We start from the raw sequence: 17046 nt of genomic DNA, 5'->3' as shown, positions 1-17046 counted from the left end.
ACACTCGTTCCGTCTTCGAAAGGAATCACGCGATGAAACTGCGACGGATACGGACGGCCGACGGGCTGCAGGTGCAGACCTCGACTACAGGTGAGTCCTGGCAAACGACACTCGACCGGTCGGCGCTGGGCGGGCGGGTTTTCGATCCCGAGTGGGAACTTGCTCGCGCCGATGAACACCTCGAGCACAGTGAGCTGGTGCTGCCGTTCCAGCCGGCCTCGTTTCGAGACTTCATGCTTTACGAACAACACGTTCTCGACGCAAGCCGAGGACTGATTCAGCGCTTCCATCCGAAGCAGGCGAAGGCCGTCGCCGCTGTCGAAGCGCTCACTCGACGCACTTTTCCTCTGCTGCGCCCCAAGCCCCTGTTCTACACGCAACCGATCTACTACATGTCGAACGCGCTCACCTTCGTTCCCTCCGGGACTGCGATCGCAGCGCCCTCCTACTCACGAGCGCTCGACTACGAACTCGAAATCGGATTCGTCCTGGCACGGCCCTTGTTCGACGCCACCCCAGACGAGGCTCGCGATGCCATCGGCGCGTTCGTCGTTCTCAACGACTTCAGCGCCCGCGATGTCCAGCGCTCCGAGATGGTCAGCGGATTCGGACCACAGAAGTCCAAGCACTTCGCGACCTCACTCTCCGAGGTGGCCGTCACCGCCGACGAGATACTGCCTGCCATCGACTCCTTGCGTGGGACGGTCGTGATCGACGGCACCACCGTGTCCACAGTGTCGAGTGCCGGTATGCAACACAGCATCGGGGACGTCCTGGCGCACGCCTCCCGCAGTGAGGTACTCCGACCCGGCGAGTTGTTCGCCACCGGCACCTTGCCCGGCGGAAGCGGAATGGAATCCGGGCACTGGCTGACATCCGGGTCCACCGTCGAACTCAGCATCGACGGGATCGGCACCATAAGCCACGTCATACTCGGTTCGTGACGTTTCCTACCCCCGAGGACCCGCCTGCTCGCTCGAAACGGGAGGCCAACCGCGCCGAACTACGGACTCGGTTGCTCGACGCAGCCGAGGAACTGTTCGCCGACCGCGGCTACTTCGGCGTCGGTGTCCGCGATATCACCGACAGCGCACACACCCGCTTGGCGTCGGTCAGTGAGCAGTTCGGGGGCAAAGAGGGACTGTTCCAGGCCGTGCTGGCGCGACGCATCCGCCCCCTCAACGAGGATCGGCGCGTCCACCTGGCGGCGCTGCCCACGCGTGGAAGCCGGGCGAAACGTCTTCGCGCGCTGATCGATGCATTCATCGAACCGATGCGCGCTCGTGCCGGTGATCCCGGGTGGGACAACTACTTTCGGCTCATCGCCCAACTCTCCAACTCCGGGAATCCTATCGGGCGTCTGATCGTCGACGACTTCAACGCCATCGCCACCGACTTCATGACCATCATGAGCGCACTGTTCCCAGAAGCGACCGAAGTGGCGATCCACGACGCATACCTGCATCTGGTGGCCGCCGCGATGCACACCTACTCCAACAACCTCCGGCTCGACAGTCTCACCCAGGGCCGTATGCATGCTCGCGATATGGACGAACGCCACAACGCCTTGGTGCGCTTCGCCGAGGGGGGCATCACCACGACGGTGACTCGTTCTGGGTCGGACTCACCACTGCAGCGTCGCGAAGGGGTCACTCAGCCGAAGGCCTGATACCCCAACCATCCGGCGAGACCGAGCCCGAGAATTCCGACGCCGACTCGAAGCACGATCGGCGAGATCACCTTGACGGTCGGGGGTCCGCACGCACCTCCGGCGAAACAGCCGATCGCCAGTGCAAGAGCGGCCAGCCAATTCACCTGGCCCGAGAACGAGAAGATGATGGCGGCAATGAGATTGGCGATGCCGAGGAAGAAGCTCTTCAGAACGCTTGCACGCCAAAAGGTGTCTGCGGTGCAGATCAACGCCAGCGCGAGGAAGATGACGCCTGCTCCGGCACCGAAGTAGCCACCGTAGATCGCCACGGCGAACAGTGCGAGAGGGTAGAGCGTCGGAAACTGCCTGTCGCCCGACAGCTTTCGGATCTTGGGCTGCAGCAGCAGGGCGATGGCCGCCATCGCCACCAAGAACGGCACCACCGCCTCGAACGAACCGTCCGGGGTGACCAGCAACAGAATCGCACCGGTGCTTCCGCCCAGAGCCGAGTAGATCGCATATCGAACGAGCTGTTTGCCGTCCTTGGCCAGTTCGGCCGACGAACTCGCTGTTGCACCGACCCCGGCCGCAACCAACGCCACCGTATTCGTCACGTTTGCCGACACCGGCGGCAGACCCACCGCCAACAACGCGGGATAGGACACGAGCGACGCGAGCCCGGTGACGAACCCGATGAGGCCGGCGAAGAACCCGGCCACCACCAGAAGTCCGAAATCGAGCACAGTCACCGAATAAAACTACCGTGCCTAACGATCATGCTTATTCGACGGGGTTCGCCATCTCCTGCAACAACCGGCTCGTCATGCGCACTGCCTGATCTCCGCCGTCCGCGTCCTCGATGTACACCGCGAACGCGACGTCACCACTGGTGGCGAGCACGAAGCGATCGTCGCCACTCTCCCCGGCGAATCCCTGCACACCGTCGAACGTATCGAGACCACTGCTGCTCGACGAGTCGGCGAGTATGCCGCGCAACCGGTTTGCCGCATCCGACCCAATGGCCTGGGACTCCCGATTCGCAACGGCAGTCTGACCGGCGACGATCGTCGGAACCGGAGCGCTGCCGCGGGAGATCGCGGCCGCCATTTGCGCGAGCCCGAACGGCGTCACCGTCGCCTCGCTTCCGGAGTTCGTGGACACGGTCCTGATGCCGTCGATCGCGCTGCGACTGTCGGCGGGAGCTCCGGTGTAGGCATCGAGCCCGGGCATGGAGTAGCTGATCCCGAGACCCAGCCGCGCAGCCGCATCCTCGGCGCTGTCGTCACCGCGATCGGACTGCACTGCTGTCACCAACTCGGAGGCGGTGCCGGCCGGGTAGGAGCCCGCGAACACGACGTCGCCCTGCTCGTTCGCGTAACTGTTCTGTGCGGCAGCCAGAATCGCACCGGTCGAGGTGGACAGCGCGACAATCGACGCCGACGTCCCCGCCATCACAACGGCATTCTCGGCGGCCAACTGAACGCGAGGGTCGAGTGTCGCGTGCAGGTCCGGGCCGCCGGGTCCCTGGAAGCCGACGCGTCGTTCACCCGTTCCGTCGATCGTGTAAGTGTCGACGGCCCAACCTGCGGTCGCGTCACGCCCGGCCTGCCAAGCGGAACGCAGCGAATCGAGCACCGGGGATGTGATTCGACGATCGTCGACGATGAGCTTGGGCTCCGGGGAAACAACCACTCCCGGCACGGCGCGCAGGTCGTCCTCGAGGACAGCGAAGTCGTCGTCGCGCAGAGTCACTGCGGTGATCGGCGCGCCGCCGGCCGAATTCAGTTCGGTGAGCATCGATTCGGAGGTGATGAGCGGCGCGACGACATCGATGACGTCGGCGAGCTGAGTAGTGGACGCAACCGGATCACTCATCTGCGCCGGGTCGAGCGAAATGGCATTGATGGTCCGCTCACTCATGAGCACGTTGTTCGCGGCGTCGAAGATCAGCGGCGGCGCAGCGTCGGTGCGGGTGTAGCGAACCGAGCCGCCCGAGGTCATATCGGGCACGAGGGTGGCCGGATCCCACGCGATGCGCCAGCCGACGCTGAGCTTCTTGGTCGAGCCCTGGGCGTTGTACTTCCAATCCTTGCCCTCGCCGAAGTTCCACGCGGACGCGAGAGTGAAGAAGCCGCTCTCCTCGGAGAGGTCCATGTATTGAGTCAGGTCGAAATCACCGGTCGACGTGCCGCCGGCCGACAGCCCGTCGAACATCTGATTCAACGCGGCCGTCGCGGCATTCGGGTAGGTCGTCAACGCGGCTGCGGCCGCGACATCACGGTTGTCCAGGGCGTCGACGAATTTCGAGACCAGCACCTCGGCCTCGCTCGGTGGGCGATCGACCATCCAGAACACTGCCGAGACCGTCAGTGTCGCCGATGCTGCGACGGCGACGAGGTAGCGACCGCGAACCTTGCGCGGACCCCGACGAACACGACTCATAGAACTCATGAGTCACAATATTCACTGTAGTCACACGAGTAACAAGCACGGGATTCATACGAGCCGGTCACGATTGGGATACGCCGTGGTCGGTGTACCGCAGTTTGCTACCTCAGAAAACGACCCGCAGCCTCGATGGCAGGGGACGAACTACCCGCGTCGTTCACGAAGACCGCGAACGCAAGATCACCCGAGATGCCGACGAACCAGCCGTGCGCCCCCTCGTTGTTCGGCCCGAATTCGGCGGTGCCGGTCTTACCGAGCAAGCCGGGAATGTCGCCCAGCGCCGTAGCCGTGCCACCGGTGATGGTCTCGCGCATCATGGACTCGAGCTGCTCGGTGACCTGCGGGTTCACCGCTGCCGGCTGCATGTTGGCAACGCCCGGCTCTCCCTGAACGACAGTCGGCGGCAGCAGGCCGTTGTTGGCGATCGACGACGCCACCAGCGCCATTCCGAACGGTGACGCGGTCACCTGCCCTTGGCCGATAGCGGATTCGACGCGTTGCGCCGGAGTGTCGGCCGACGGCACCGAACCGGTGACGGTCGTCAAGCCGGCGGTGACGTAGTCGACGCCGAGGCCGTACTGTGCTGCCGCGTCGGTCAGTCCGTTCGGCGGTAGAGCAACGCCGAGCCGGCCCATCGTGGTGTTGCACGATTTCGCGAAGGCAGTACGCAGTGGCACATCGCCGAGCTCGAAATTGTCGTCGTTCGGTATCTGCCTGCCCTCGATGTTCTCCGTCGCCGGGCACGGCAGAACCGTGTCGGGAGTGACGGCACCGGATTGCAGCGCAGCCGAGGTGGTGATCGTCTTGAAGGTGGACCCGGGCGGGTACAGCCCGGTCAGCGCAATCGGACCCTCGGCATCGGCGGCAGCGTTCTGCGCTACGGCGAGAACCTCGCCCGTCGAGGGACGAAGCGCGACGATGGCGGCCTGCTGCGGTATCGACGCCAAGGCATTCTCGGCCTTCAACTGCAGAGCCGAGTCCAGAGTGGTGGCGATATCGTCACCTGTCCCCGCATCGCGTCCGGCGAGCTGCGTGACGGCACCATCGGCTGCGACGGCCTGAACGGCCCATCCGCGATTGGCCGCCTGCTCCTGCTCCCACAGCGTCGTGAAATCGCTGAGCACCGGTGAGACGAGATTCCGATCGGTGGCGAGCAGCCGCGTCTGGGGCGCGAGAGTGACTCCGGGGACGGTCGCGAGCTGGGCACCGATGGGATCGATATCGGCCTGCCGGAGGGTGACAATCGTCGCCGAACTGCCCTGCGCAGCAGCAACAGTCGCAGTGACCGACTCTGCTGTAATGCCCGGAACGACGGATCCGACGAGGTTTGCGACCGCCACGGCATCGGCCGTCGCGTCGACGTTGACAAGGGTGACCACCTGTTGCGACATCAGCTCGACGCCGTTGCCGTCGAAGATGCGCGGTGCGACGAGTGCGTCGGTCGGGGTGAATCGTACGGACGAATCCGCAGTGACCCCGGGTACCAACATGGCCGGGTCCCAGGCGATCTTCCACCCCTGCTGGGTCTCGGACGCAGTCCCCGAGGTCGTGTAGTTCCACTCCTTCGGTTCACCGTCCGGTTCGGCGGTGCCGTCGGTGGTGGTCGAGAAGCGCCAGGCGGCGTCCAAGGCGAACGTGCCTGCATCCTCGTCGGCGTCGACCGCCTGGAAATCAGGCGTGGCCGTCACCGTTCCGCCGCCCGAGAGCCCGTCGTACAGCTCGGTGAGCGCCGCCGTTGCGCCCGCCGGATCAGTGGTCAACGCCGCAGCCTGGTCGATGTTCGCGCTGTTGACCGCGGCCGCGAACTGCTCGGCGACGGTCTGCGGCTGATTCGGCCCGCTCTGACCACAGGCAACGAGCACCAGCGCCAGGACGGTCAGGATGACGGCCGACCTCGTCGATCTTCTCGATGTGCGCACGACGTCGATCATGCCTCAGGCCACCGACGAACCGATGGTAGCGCGAATGCGTATGTTGGTGTAATCATGTAATAACTATTACTTCTTTCGGAGGAGACCTCATGAAACCCAACGGACGCTCGTTCGGCCGCCCCGGCGGCTGGCAACACGCAGACGTTCCCAACGCCGCCGACGCAGCCGACTGGTTCGGCGGCAGGCTCCCAGAGAATTGGTTCGACGGCGACGCGTCCATCGAGGTCGACCGCGAAGAGATCGTCGTAGTCGGCACCCTGCCCACCGAGCCGGACACTTCACCCGCCGCCGTCGAGGGCCGCATCGCTCGCTTTCGGGAGGCGACTCGCGGCGATCGCATGCAGATTGCCGCCGAAGCCGAGAAGCGCTACGGCCGCAAGGTCGCTTGGGGAGTAAGGACCGACTCCGAGGTCGTCCTGTTCACCCACCTGGCTGTTCCGGTCATGACCCGGCTGCGTCAGCCCGAGCGTCGCGTCCTCGATACCCTCGTCGACGCCGGCGTCGCTCGCTCCCGCGCGGACGCGTTGGCCTGGGCTGTGAAGTTGGTAGGCGAACACACGCAGGAGTGGCTGGACGAGCTCCGCGGAGCTATGGAATCGGTCGACGAGCTCCGCAAGAAGGGTCCGACGCTCTAATTCGATTGCGCACCGGCCTGGTTCGGGGCTACCGTGGCCCTTGCCCTGTCGCCAACGGAATCGGAGAGGCCATTGCTCTTCCAAAGGTTCTAGACGCCTGCAGATCGTCCGCAAGCACACCTTTGGAGCATCCATGCCTCATTCATCCTCCCATTCTGTCTCGAACCTGACGTTCTCCTGGCCCGACGGGGACCCCGTGTTCGACGCGTTGTCCGCCACTTTTCCCAGCGGTACAACAGGTCTCATCGGATCCAACGGTGCCGGTAAGTCGACACTCCTGCGATTGCTCGCCGGGGAGTTGACGCCGCAACGAGGGTCCATCTCGATTCCCGGTGCGCTGGGCCATCTACGTCAGGACGTCACACTCGATCCCACGCTCCCGGTGGACTCGGCACTGGCCATCGACTCGGTCCGAGAAGCCCTGCACCGCATCGAATCCGGGACGTCGACCGAGGACGATTTTGCGATCGTCGGGTCTTCCTGGGACGCCGAGGAGCGAGCACTCGCGCTACTGGACAAACTCGGACTCGGTGCCATCGTCGGCTCCCTCGACGACCTGGATCGAGCGGTCGGCACCCTGTCCGGCGGCGAGGCCATGCTGCTCGCTCTCACTGCGGAGCTACTGGCCGAGCCTGACGTACTGCTGCTGGACGAGCCCACCAACAACCTCGATCAGGTTGCGCGAGAACGGCTGTACACGGCCATCGACGGCTACGCGGGCGTGCTGATCGTCTGCACTCACGACCTCGAGCTGCTCGAACGCGTCGAGTCCATCGCCGAGGTGCGGGCCGAACGAAACGGGGTTTCGCGGTTACGCATGTTCGGCGGCAATTACCAGCACTACCGGTCGGTCATCGACACCGAGCAGGACGCTGCACGTGCCACCGTGCGCGACGCCAAGAACGATGTTCGCAAACAGGAACGCGAATTGATCGAGACCAGAACGAAAGTCGATCGCCGAGTGCGATACGGGAAGAAGATGGAGGAGCGCAAGCGCGTGCCGCCGATACTTGCAGGCCGACGTAAGCGGGCCGCTCAGGAATCGGCCGGCAAACTGCAAGGGACCCAACGCGATCGCGTCGACGACGCCCGATCATCGCTGGAGGCCGCCGAGGATCTTTTACGCGACGACCGCGAGATACGCGTCGACCTGCCGGCGACGAAAGTCCATCCTGGACAGGTGGTTCTGACCCACGAAGAGGCAACTGTCGTCGGTCCCGAGCGCATCGCCCTGATCGGGCCGAACGGCAGTGGCAAGACCACACTGTTGCGGGCCTTGGACGCCGCCGGGGCAGCGGTGCCGTGGAAGTATCTGCCGCAGCGCCTCGACGTCTTCGACGAAGCTCGTACCGTCGCCGAGAACGTAGCCGACGTGGCACCACACGCCACAGCAGAACAGATCCGCGGACAACTCGCCCGCTTCCTGTTCCGTGGATCCGACGCCGACGCCATCGTCGGCACCCTCTCCGGTGGAGAACGACTCCGCGCGGCACTGGCACGAATCCTGCTCGCCGAGCCTGCTCCGAAACTACTGATGTTGGACGAGCCGACCAACAACCTCGACATCACCAGCCGCCAACACCTCATCGATGCACTCGAGACGTTCCAGGGTGCGTTGATCATCGCGAGCCATGATCGCCCGTTCCTCGATGCGATCGGGCCCACTCGCACCATAGAACTGGACGCACCCGTCGAAGAATTCGGTGGACGACCGGCCACCCCTCGGGAGTCAATGTGACATTTGGTGGCCTTTTCGGGGGTCGATGTCACGTTGAGTGGACTCCCAGGGTCAGAATCGGAAGGTGGAGTACGCCTCGAATGCAAGCGATGGAACGCAGATTGCATACACAGTGGTGGGATCGGGACCGCCGCTGTTGATGGTGCACGGCAGTTTTCTGACGCACACGATCTGGCGGACGTTCGGATACGTGAAGGCGTTGCGCGGAAGTCGACAGCTCATTCTGATCGACAGTCGCGGGCACGGCCGCAGCGACAAGCCGCATACTCCCGACGCATACGCGATGACCAACATCGTCGGCGATCTGACGGCGGTGCTGGACGCGGTGGGCGTGTCCGCTGTGGACTATCTCGGTTACTCGTTCGGGGCCCGGGCCGGTTTGGCGTTGACCGCCGCCACCCCCGACCGTGTGCGATCACTGGCTGTCGGCGGCGGTAGTCACGGCGCTCAGGCAGGCGCGTTCGATCGGCTCTTCTTCCCCGGGTGCGCGGACGTGTTGGAGCAGAGTGGCATGGAGGGGTTCCTCGAGGCGTGGAGCAGTCACCGTATGTTTCCGATCGACTCCGGGACTCGAGCGGTGTTCTCCGCCAACGACGCCCAGGCCATGGCGGCCTACATTCGGGCATCCGACGCCGATTCCGGCCTACCCGACGAGGTGTTGCAGCACTTCACTCAGCCATCGCTGTTCTACGTCGGCAGCGAAGACCGAATCCGGCTGGGCGACACCCGAACTGCCGCAGCTCTTGTGCCCGACTCCGAATTGCACATCATTCGCGGATTCGACCATGCGACGACGATGGCCGCCTCCGAAGAGGTACTCGCACACCTCGAACGGTTCTGGGACAACTGAGCTCAGTGTCCACAATTCACCCTCAGCAACGGAATTCCGCCTCCCCCACCGAATAGTGGACACCCACCCCACCTATGCCAACCGAACCCGCCCCACAACTGAGCTCAGTGTCCACAATTCACCCTCAGCAACGGGATTCAGCCTCCCCCACCGAATAGTGGACACCCACCTCACCTCTTCAGCGCCGGGAACTGGTCGTCCCGCCACTCCCCCTCCAACGGCCCGACGGCAGCGTCCTCGCGGGCGCGCAATTCCACTCGGCGGATCTTGCCGGAGATCGTTTTCGGTAGCTCGAAGAACTCGATACGTCGAACGCGCAGGAACGGTGCCAGGTGCTCGCGGGCGTACTTCAGAATCTCGAACGCCGTGTCCTCGTTGGGTTCCCAGCCTGCAGCCAATGCCACGTATGCCTTGGGGACGGCCAGCCGCGTCTCGTCCGGGGCGGGCACGACGGCGGCTTCCGCCACTGCGGGATGTTCGATGAGTACGCTTTCGAGCTCGAACGGGGAGATCTTGTAATCGGAGGCCTTGAACACGTCGTCGGTGCGGCCGACGTAGGTGATGTAGCCCTCGGAGTCCCGCGATGCGACGTCGCCGGTGTGGTAATAACCGTCGGCCATGACAGCAGCATTGCGTTCGGGGTCACCGAGATAGCCGGTCATCAGGTTGAACGGATTCTGGGCCAGGTCGAGGCAGATCTCGCCTTCGTCGGCGAGTGCACCGGTGGTGGGGTCGACGATCACGACCGGCACGCCCGGCAGTGACCTACCCATGGAGCCGGACTTCAGTACCGCCCCGGGCGTATTGGCTACCAGCGCAGTGGTTTCCGTCTGCCCGAATCCGTCGCGGATGTTCAGTCCCCATTCCCGCTGGACCGTGGAGATCACCTCGGGATTGAGCGGCTCGCCGGCACCGATCGCTTCACGCAGCGACCCACCGCCGCCGGCCAGATCGGCTTGAATCAGCATGCGCCACACCGTCGGTGGCGCACAGAATGTCGTCACCTCGGCCCGGCGGATCTGCTCGAGCAGCGCTTTCGCGTCGAATTTGCCGTAGTTGTAGATGAAGATGGTCGCTTCGGCAATCCAGGGCGCGAAGAAGCAACTCCACGCATGCTTGGCCCAACCGGGCGAGCTGATGTTCAAATGCACGTCGCCCGGACGCAGCCCGAGGAAGTACATGGTGCTCAGATGGCCGACGGGATAGGAGATCTGCGTGTGTTCGACGAGCTTGGGCTTGCTGGTCGTCCCCGAGGTGAAGTACATCAACAACCGGTCATCAGGGGCAGTGACGGACTCGAACGGCCGGGCCTCGACAGATCGCGCCTCGGCATAGTCGACCCAACCATCACAGGACGACGTGGCGATCCGCAGGTAGTCCCCGGGCACGTCGTCGAATTTGCCGGTGTCCGAGGGGTTCACGATCACTGCGCGAGCGTTGCCGCGTACCACGCGGTCGGTGAGGTCTGCCGATCCGATGGCGGTGGTCGTCGGCATCAACACCGCGCCGAGTTTCATCACCGCCAGCATCGACTCCCACAGTTCCACCTGATTACCGAGCATCAGAATCACCGAGTCCCCACGGCCGATTCCCTGCTGCTCGAGCCACCGGGCCACCTGGTCGGAGCGGCGCGCGATGTCGTCGAAGCTGTACTTGGCCTCGCTACCGTCCTCCTCGACAATCCACAGCGCAGTGCCGTCGTTGCCCCGGGCGATCGCGTCGAACCAGTCGACAGCCCAGTTGAACGTCTCGCCGAACGACGGCCACTCGAAAGTTGCTACGGCACGGTCGTAGTCGCCGTAGACGTCGAGCAGAAGATCTCGAGCGTTCCTGAACGCCGTGTATGCCGAGTCGGCCATGCTTCCTCCTACGCCTGTGATGCCCATCACCGACACCGTAGGGGAGATGAACAAACCATCGCTACCCCTGAACGGGGGTGCCACATCGGCTAGCCTCGATCAGCGTGGCCATCAGATACTTCGCCATCGCATGTGCACTGGGAATCGTCCACGCAGGATTCTCCGGCTACTGGGCGGTGGGCGGCCGATGGATGCTGAACACCGTCGGATCCTTCGCCACGGAGTGGGTCGAGCGCGACCCGCAGACGGCCCGAACTGCCCTGCTGGCGCTCGCGCTCGTCAAACTCGGTGCGGCAATCCTTCCCGCTCTGGCCTACATGAACCGACCGCGCCTGGCAGCACAGAACCGGACCCGGTTGCCGAAGTTGGTGCTCGGCATATCCTGGCCCGGCTCGATGCTGCTGATTCTGTGGGGCGGAGCGTCGTTCATCGGAGCGGTGATCGGCTTGATCGCCTCGGACGAGAACCGAAGCGTCAAGTACGGGCACCTGTTCTTCGACGGCATCTTCCTACTCTGGGGTGCCGCGCTCCTGACTGCCCTGATCCTCGCCCGTCGCAGCCCCTACGGTCAGCGCTAGATACGCTCCCCCGTTTCCGGGTGGAACAGATGGATCGAACCCTCGAGACGCGTCAGGCCGATGCTCTCGCCGATTCTCGCCGGGGCACGCACGGCCGACCGCGCAACCAGCGACACCGGTCCCCCGTCGAGTCCCTTGACCTTCGGATCGTCGAGGTGCGCGTAGAGGTAGGACTCGCTGCCGAGTTCCTCGATGAGATCGACCTTCCCTGCAAAACCACTGCCCTCGAAGCCTTCACCGCCGCCCGGCACGATGCCGAGCTGCTCCGGACGTAGCCCGACAGTGACGTTGTCGAGGCCCAGGCTCGCGAGCTTGGTCAGCTCGTCACGCTCCAGCGGAAGAAGGAACGAGCCGATCTGCACTCCGCCGGACCCGATGGGAACCGTCATCAGATTCATGGCCGGGGAACCGATGAATCCGGCGACGAATGCGTTGACGGGATTGTCGTACAGGTCTGTCGGAGAGGCGAACTGCTGCAGTTTGCCGCCGCGCAGCACGGCGACGCGATCGCCCATCGTCATGGCCTCGACCTGGTCGTGGGTAACGTAGACCGTCGTGGTGCCGAGCCGACGCTGCAACGCTGCGATCTGCGTACGGGTCTGCACCCGCAGCTTCGCGTCGAGGTTGGACAGCGGTTCGTCCATGCAGAACACCTGCGGCTCACGAACGATGGCGCGGCCCATGGCAACTCGCTGACGCTGACCGCCCGAAAGCTTGCCGGGCTTGCGGTCCAGGTATTCGGTGAGGTCGAGAACCTTCGCGGCCTCGGCCACCTTCTTCGTCCGCTCTTCGAGGGAGACACCACGCATCTTGAGTGCGAAGCCCATGTTCTCCCCGACGGTCTTGTTGGGGTAGAGCGCGTAGTTCTGGAACACCATGGCGATGTCGCGGTCCTTGGACGGAACCCCCACCATGTTCTTGCCGCCGATTTCGATTGCGCCGCCGTCGATCTCCTCGAGACCGGCGAGCATGCGCAGGGCGGTGGACTTGCCGGAGCCGGACGGTCCGACGAGGACGACGAACTCACCGTCCTCGATGTCGAGGTCGAGGGAATCGACGGCGAGCGAGTCGGCACCTTCGTAGACGCAGGATGCCTTCTTGTACGTGATTGCAGCCATGAGAGAATCTCCTATTTGATGGCGCCGAAGGACAGGCCGCGCACGAGCTTGTTCTGCGCGAACCATCCGGCAAGGACGACGGGGAGTGCTGCGAACGTCGCAGCGGCGGAGAGCTGGGCCCAGTACAGGCCCTGGCCGGTGATGAATCCGACGAGGTACACCGGAATCGTCTGGGCCTGAACGGCAGTGAGGTTGACGGCGAAGAAGAACTCGTTCCACGAGAAGATCACACAGATCAGTGACGTCGCCGCGATGCCCGGGGACACGAGCGGCAGGATCACCTCGCGCACCGACGTCCACAGCGATGCTCCGTCCATGCTGGCGGCTTCGAGCAGTTCGGACGGCACCTCCATGAAGAACGAGCGCATCATCCACACGGCGATCGGAAGATTCATCGCGGTGTACAGAACCACCAGGGCCCAGATGTTGTCGAGCATGCCGATGTCGCCGACGATGACGTACAGCGGAACGATGACGGCCACGACGGGCAACATCTTGGTGGAGATGAAGAAGAACAACACGTCCTGCGTCTTCTTCACCGGCCGCAACGACAGCGCGAAAGCCGCCGGAACACCCAGCAGCAGAACGAAAATGGTCGAGACCACCGTCGCGAACGCCGAGTTCAGCAGCGTGGTGCCGATGCCACTTTCGAGGACGCCCCGGTACTGATCGAGCGTGGGGGTGAAGATCAGCTTCGGCGGGTTGGAGTAGGCGTCGGCCTCCTGCTTGAAGCCGGTGATCACCATCCAGAGCACCGGGAAGAAGAAAGCGATGCCGGCCACCCAGGCGACGAACGACCAGATCGTGCCCGGTCCCCGCCTGCTCTTCTTGCGAATCTGCTGGCCGTCGGAGGTCTGCGTGACGGCCTTCTTCTTGCTCGTGGTTGCCGTACTCATCACGCCGCCTCCTCGTTTGCGCTGAAGCTCTTGAAGATCAGTCTCAGCGCCAGGGTGCTGAGGATGATGGTTGCCACCACGGTGACGACGCCCATGGCCGCGGCCTGACCGATGTCGAAGCCGAGGAAGGCACGTTGGTAGATGTAGAACGGCAGGTTGGCCGACGCCACTCCCGGTCCGCCCGAGGTCATCATGTAAACGGCATCGAACGTGTTGACGAGGTAGATGGCACCGAGAATCGTGCCCAGTTCGATGAATCGGCGCAGGTGCGGCAACGTCAGCTCACGGAAGAGCTTGAACGGGCCAGCCCCGTCGACTCGCGCCGCCTCGGCGATGTCCTTGGGCATGGACTGCAGCCCGGCGAGGATCAGCAACATCATGAACGGCGTCCACTGCCACACCAGGTTCGTCATGACCGCCGCCAGCGGGAACCTCGACACCCAGTCGATCTCACCGACTCCGAACGGACTCAGCGCGAAGTTGATCAGACCGAAGACGGGATCGAACATCGTCGTCTTCCAGATCAGCGCGCCGGCCACCGGGGTGACGAGGAACGGGGTGATCAGCAGCGTGCGAATCAGGCTGCGTCCGATGAACTTTCGATCGAGCAACAACGCGAGAGCCAGACCCAGGACCACCGAGATGACGACGGTTCCGACGATCATGATCACGGTGTTCATCGCGACCTCGCGGAACTGGCTGTCCCGGAACACGTCGATGTAGTTGTTCAGGCCGTTGAACTCACGCGAGCCCGGACGCACGAGGTTCCAGGACTGCGTCGAGTAGTACAGAGTGAACAGGAACGGGATCTGGGTGACGATGATGGCGAACACCAGCGCCGGCAGCAGCGGTCCGCGTCGACGCCACCCCTCGGCCTTGGAGATCGTTCTCGGTCTCGGTACGAACTTCTCCGGTTCGGCCGGAGCCGTCCGTTCTTCGGTGGTGGTCATCCCTGGTCCTCCTGGTACGTCTTGCCGACCACTTCGGCGTATTGCTGCGCTTGGTCGAGCGCCTCGTCGACGCTGATCTGTCCGGCGATCGCGGCACTGATCTGTTGGCTGACCCGGGTACCGAGGTCCTGGAACTCCGGAATGGTCAGAAACTGGACTCCGGTGTACGGAACCGGCTCCACGGTGGGGTCGTTCGGGTCGGCACTGTCGATGGAGTCGAGGGTCAGCTGACCGTAGGCTGCCGACGCCTCCGCGTACTCGGGGATCTCGTAGGTCGAGAGACGGCTTCCGGGAGGCACACGCTCCCAACCGAGTTCGTTGCCGACCTTGTTCAGGTACTCCTTGCTGGTCATCCACGAGACGAACTTCCAGGCGTCGTCCGGATTCTCGGACGTCTTCGGGATACCGAGGGCCCAGGAGTACAGCCACCCGTTGTCGCCCTTGGCGGCCGACGGCGCTTTGGCGTAACCGATCTTGCCGACGACGTTCGAGGACGACGGATCCTCGAGCACCGAGACGGCCGATGTGGCGTCGTACCACATGGCCGTATTGCCCTGCGAGAGTTGCGTTCCGCACTCGCTGAAACCACTGGTGGCCGCGCCGGCCTGGCCGTGTTCACGCACGGTGTCGACGTAGAACTGCACGGCTTCGCGTACCTCGGGACTGCTGAGCTGAGCGTTCCAGTTCTCGTCGTACCAGCGGCCGCCGAATGCGTTGATGACCGTGTTGAGCGGCGCGAGCACCTCTCCCCAACCGGGCTTGCCGCGCAAACAGATTCCGGAAAGTCCCGGGCTGTCGAGCGTCGCGGCGGCGTCGGCCACCTGCTGCCACGTCGGCTCCTCCGGCATCGTGATGCCGGCGGCCTCCATCAGATCCTTGCGGTACATCAGGAACGAGGATTCACCGTAGAACGGCACCGAGTACATGCTGCCCTCGTACGAGAGTGATTCCTTCAGCGTCGGGATGAAGTCATCCTGGTCGTACCCGGGTGTGGCGTCCGCGTACTCGGAAAGATTGGTCAGCCAGCCGTTCTCGGCCCACTGCGGGGTCTCGAAGTTGCTGATCATCACCACGTCGAACTCGCCGCCGCCGGTCGCGACCGAGGCGGTGATCTTCGCCCGGGCCTCGTTCTCCGACAGCGACACGAACTTTAGGTTGATGCCCGGGTTCTCCGCCTCGAACGCGGGCGCAAGCGAGATCGCATCGGACATCTGCGAATTCGAGACGATCGCAACGGTGATCGTGGTGCCGTCACCGTCACCACCGAACGAGCCGGCACCGGCGCATCCGGAGAGCACCAAGGTTGTCGCGAGCGAAGCCGCGGCAACCGCTTTCGGTAGAACTTTCACTGGGATACCTTTCCATTCGACGCTGAAGTGGATCGATCCACGAGCCAACGCGCACTTTCGATGTCGGTGACCAAGATCGACGCCAGACCACCGCGTAGTGCACCGAGCAGCGCTTCGTGTTTTCGTTTTCCGCCGGTGACGAGCACGGCCCGATCGCACGCCCGGATGGCGTCGAGCCCCACCGACACGGTTCGGCCGGGGAGCGACCCGCCGGTGTCCTTGCCGTCGGCGTCGTAGAACCGGCCGCCGATCTCACCCACCGCGCCGAGGCGGCGCAGTTCGTCGAGCACCTCGAGGTCGATGAAGCTGCCCTCGAACAAGGTGGTGGACGTGGAAACGGGACCGATGCCGTACATCATCACATCGGCATCGGTCCCGGCTCTGAGGGCGCGAGAGATCACGGAATCCTGCTCCAGCGCAACGACAGTCGCCTGATCGGCGTACAGCGGCGCGTTGAGCCGGATGGGCGTCGCTTGCAGATACGCAGCGCACCGCCCGAGCGTGTACTCGACACCGGTTTGGTAGTCGGCCGAGGTGATGGAACCGTCGAGTTGCACCACCGCAGCACATTTGGTGGACCTGGTCTTGAGCGAACTGGCGACCGCGACTGTTTCGGGACCCCAGGTGAAACCGAGAACGTCCTGATCCTTCAATCGACGCGAGAGCAATGTCGCTGCAGCGCGGCCGAGGGATCCGTAACCGGAGTCCGTACCGTCGATGACGTCCGAGACCACCAGCACCTCGGTGAGTCCGTACTGCGCTTCGAGCGCTCGCTCGATGTCTGCGTGCACCGTGCCCTGCAGATCGTCGGGGACATTGATCTCGATCGTCACCAAACCCTGGGTGCGGGCCCGCGCCACCAACCGCCCGGCAGTGGGACGCGAGACGCCGAGCTTGACGGCGATCTCGGCCTGAGTCGCGCCTTCGAGGTGGTACATGGTGGCGGCGCGCAGGGCCAGGCGCAGATCTTCGCCCGACCGCGCGGGCTTTGCCCCGCCGGGCTCCGATCCGTCCATGACGCCTCCCCATCCAGTGAGCAAATG

General features: G+C 64.1%; 15 protein-coding genes. 6 read left to right on the top strand and 9 right to left on the bottom strand.

The annotated features are described in order from the left end of the window. Positions 1-32: 32 nt before the first annotated feature. Both ACIGGF_RS19360 and ACIGGF_RS19355 read left to right on the top strand, forming a co-directional pair. Positions 33-944 carry a fumarylacetoacetate hydrolase family protein gene (locus tag ACIGGF_RS19360; RefSeq protein ID WP_397522778.1) on the top strand — a complete coding sequence of 304 codons (912 nt, stop codon included), beginning with the start codon at positions 33-35 and terminating at the stop codon, positions 942-944. After that, complete coding sequence (locus tag ACIGGF_RS19355) at positions 941-1669, top strand: TetR/AcrR family transcriptional regulator (RefSeq protein WP_397522777.1); 729 nt, start codon at positions 941-943, stop codon at positions 1667-1669. The genes ACIGGF_RS19360 and ACIGGF_RS19355 overlap by 4 nt, the downstream gene beginning before the upstream one ends. On the opposite strand, the gene ACIGGF_RS19350 is transcribed toward ACIGGF_RS19355, so the two are convergent. The 3 genes from ACIGGF_RS19350 to ACIGGF_RS19340 form a co-directional block, all read right to left on the bottom strand. Further along, positions 1654-2400, bottom strand: coding sequence for a sulfite exporter TauE/SafE family protein (locus ACIGGF_RS19350; RefSeq protein ID WP_397522776.1), 747 nt, complete (start codon positions 2398-2400; stop codon positions 1654-1656). The two genes, ACIGGF_RS19355 and ACIGGF_RS19350, sit on opposite strands and share 16 nt — an antisense overlap. A gap of 31 nt (positions 2401-2431) precedes the next feature. Beyond that, positions 2432-4093: an NTF2-like N-terminal transpeptidase domain-containing protein gene (locus tag ACIGGF_RS19345; protein ID WP_397522815.1), complete on the bottom strand. Its 1662-nt coding sequence runs from the start codon at positions 4091-4093 to the stop codon at positions 2432-2434. Between the two features lie 107 nt (positions 4094-4200). Next, on the bottom strand, positions 4201-6030 hold the full coding sequence (locus tag ACIGGF_RS19340; RefSeq protein ID WP_397522775.1) for a penicillin-binding transpeptidase domain-containing protein: 1830 nt from the start codon (positions 6028-6030) through the stop codon (positions 4201-4203). Positions 6031-6119: 89 nt separating this feature from the next. Between ACIGGF_RS19340 and ACIGGF_RS19335 the strand changes: the two genes are divergently transcribed. The 3 genes from ACIGGF_RS19335 to ACIGGF_RS19325 all read left to right on the top strand — a co-directional run bounded on the left by ACIGGF_RS19335 (position 6120) and on the right by ACIGGF_RS19325 (position 9253). Beyond that, positions 6120-6665, top strand: coding sequence for a hypothetical protein (locus ACIGGF_RS19335; RefSeq protein WP_397522774.1), 546 nt, complete (start codon positions 6120-6122; stop codon positions 6663-6665). A gap of 133 nt (positions 6666-6798) precedes the next feature. Then, positions 6799-8403, top strand: a complete 1605-nt coding sequence (locus ACIGGF_RS19330; protein ID WP_397522773.1) for an ABC-F family ATP-binding cassette domain-containing protein — start codon at positions 6799-6801, stop codon at positions 8401-8403. A 64-nt stretch (positions 8404-8467) separates the two neighbouring features. Beyond that, positions 8468-9253: an alpha/beta fold hydrolase gene (locus ACIGGF_RS19325; RefSeq protein WP_397522772.1), complete on the top strand. Its 786-nt coding sequence runs from the start codon at positions 8468-8470 to the stop codon at positions 9251-9253. A 170-nt stretch (positions 9254-9423) separates the two neighbouring features. Here the strand turns inward: ACIGGF_RS19325 and ACIGGF_RS19320 are convergent, their stop codons facing one another. Next, the gene (locus ACIGGF_RS19320; RefSeq protein WP_397522771.1) at positions 9424-11112 is read right to left on the bottom strand and encodes an AMP-binding protein; all 1689 of its coding nucleotides are present in this window, start codon (positions 11110-11112) and stop codon (positions 9424-9426) included. Positions 11113-11216: 104 nt separating this feature from the next. Here ACIGGF_RS19320 and ACIGGF_RS19315 point away from each other — a divergent pair, with 104 nt between their 5' ends. Beyond that, entirely contained in the window at positions 11217-11690 is a 474-nt protein-coding gene (locus ACIGGF_RS19315) for a DUF3995 domain-containing protein (protein WP_397522770.1), read from the top strand. Here ACIGGF_RS19315 and ACIGGF_RS19310 read toward each other — a convergent pair. From ACIGGF_RS19310 to ACIGGF_RS19290, 5 genes are read right to left on the bottom strand one after another with little or no spacing between them, the layout of a single operon-like run. Beyond that, positions 11687-12808 (bottom strand): ABC transporter ATP-binding protein, encoded by a 1122-nt coding sequence (locus ACIGGF_RS19310; protein ID WP_397522769.1) that lies wholly within the window; start codon positions 12806-12808, stop codon positions 11687-11689. The two genes, ACIGGF_RS19315 and ACIGGF_RS19310, sit on opposite strands and share 4 nt — an antisense overlap. An 11-nt stretch (positions 12809-12819) precedes the next feature. Then, complete coding sequence (locus ACIGGF_RS19305; protein ID WP_397522768.1) at positions 12820-13704, bottom strand: carbohydrate ABC transporter permease; 885 nt, start codon at positions 13702-13704, stop codon at positions 12820-12822. Then, entirely contained in the window at positions 13704-14654 is a 951-nt protein-coding gene (locus ACIGGF_RS19300; protein ID WP_397522767.1) for a carbohydrate ABC transporter permease, read from the bottom strand. Before ACIGGF_RS19300 ends, ACIGGF_RS19305 begins: the two co-directional genes overlap by 1 nt. Then, positions 14651-16003 carry an ABC transporter substrate-binding protein gene (locus ACIGGF_RS19295; protein WP_397522766.1) on the bottom strand — a complete coding sequence of 451 codons (1353 nt, stop codon included), beginning with the start codon at positions 16001-16003 and terminating at the stop codon, positions 14651-14653. The genes ACIGGF_RS19300 and ACIGGF_RS19295 overlap by 4 nt, the downstream gene beginning before the upstream one ends. After that, complete coding sequence (locus tag ACIGGF_RS19290; protein WP_397522765.1) at positions 16000-17019, bottom strand: sugar-binding transcriptional regulator; 1020 nt, start codon at positions 17017-17019, stop codon at positions 16000-16002. Before ACIGGF_RS19290 ends, ACIGGF_RS19295 begins: the two co-directional genes overlap by 4 nt. Positions 17020-17046: the final 27 nt, after the last annotated feature.

This window comes from Rhodococcus sp. NPDC078407 (assembly GCF_044542515.1).
Taxonomy (GTDB): Bacteria; Actinomycetota; Actinomycetes; order Mycobacteriales; family Mycobacteriaceae; genus Rhodococcoides.
This window is presented reverse-complemented; position numbering and strand designations above follow the sequence as displayed.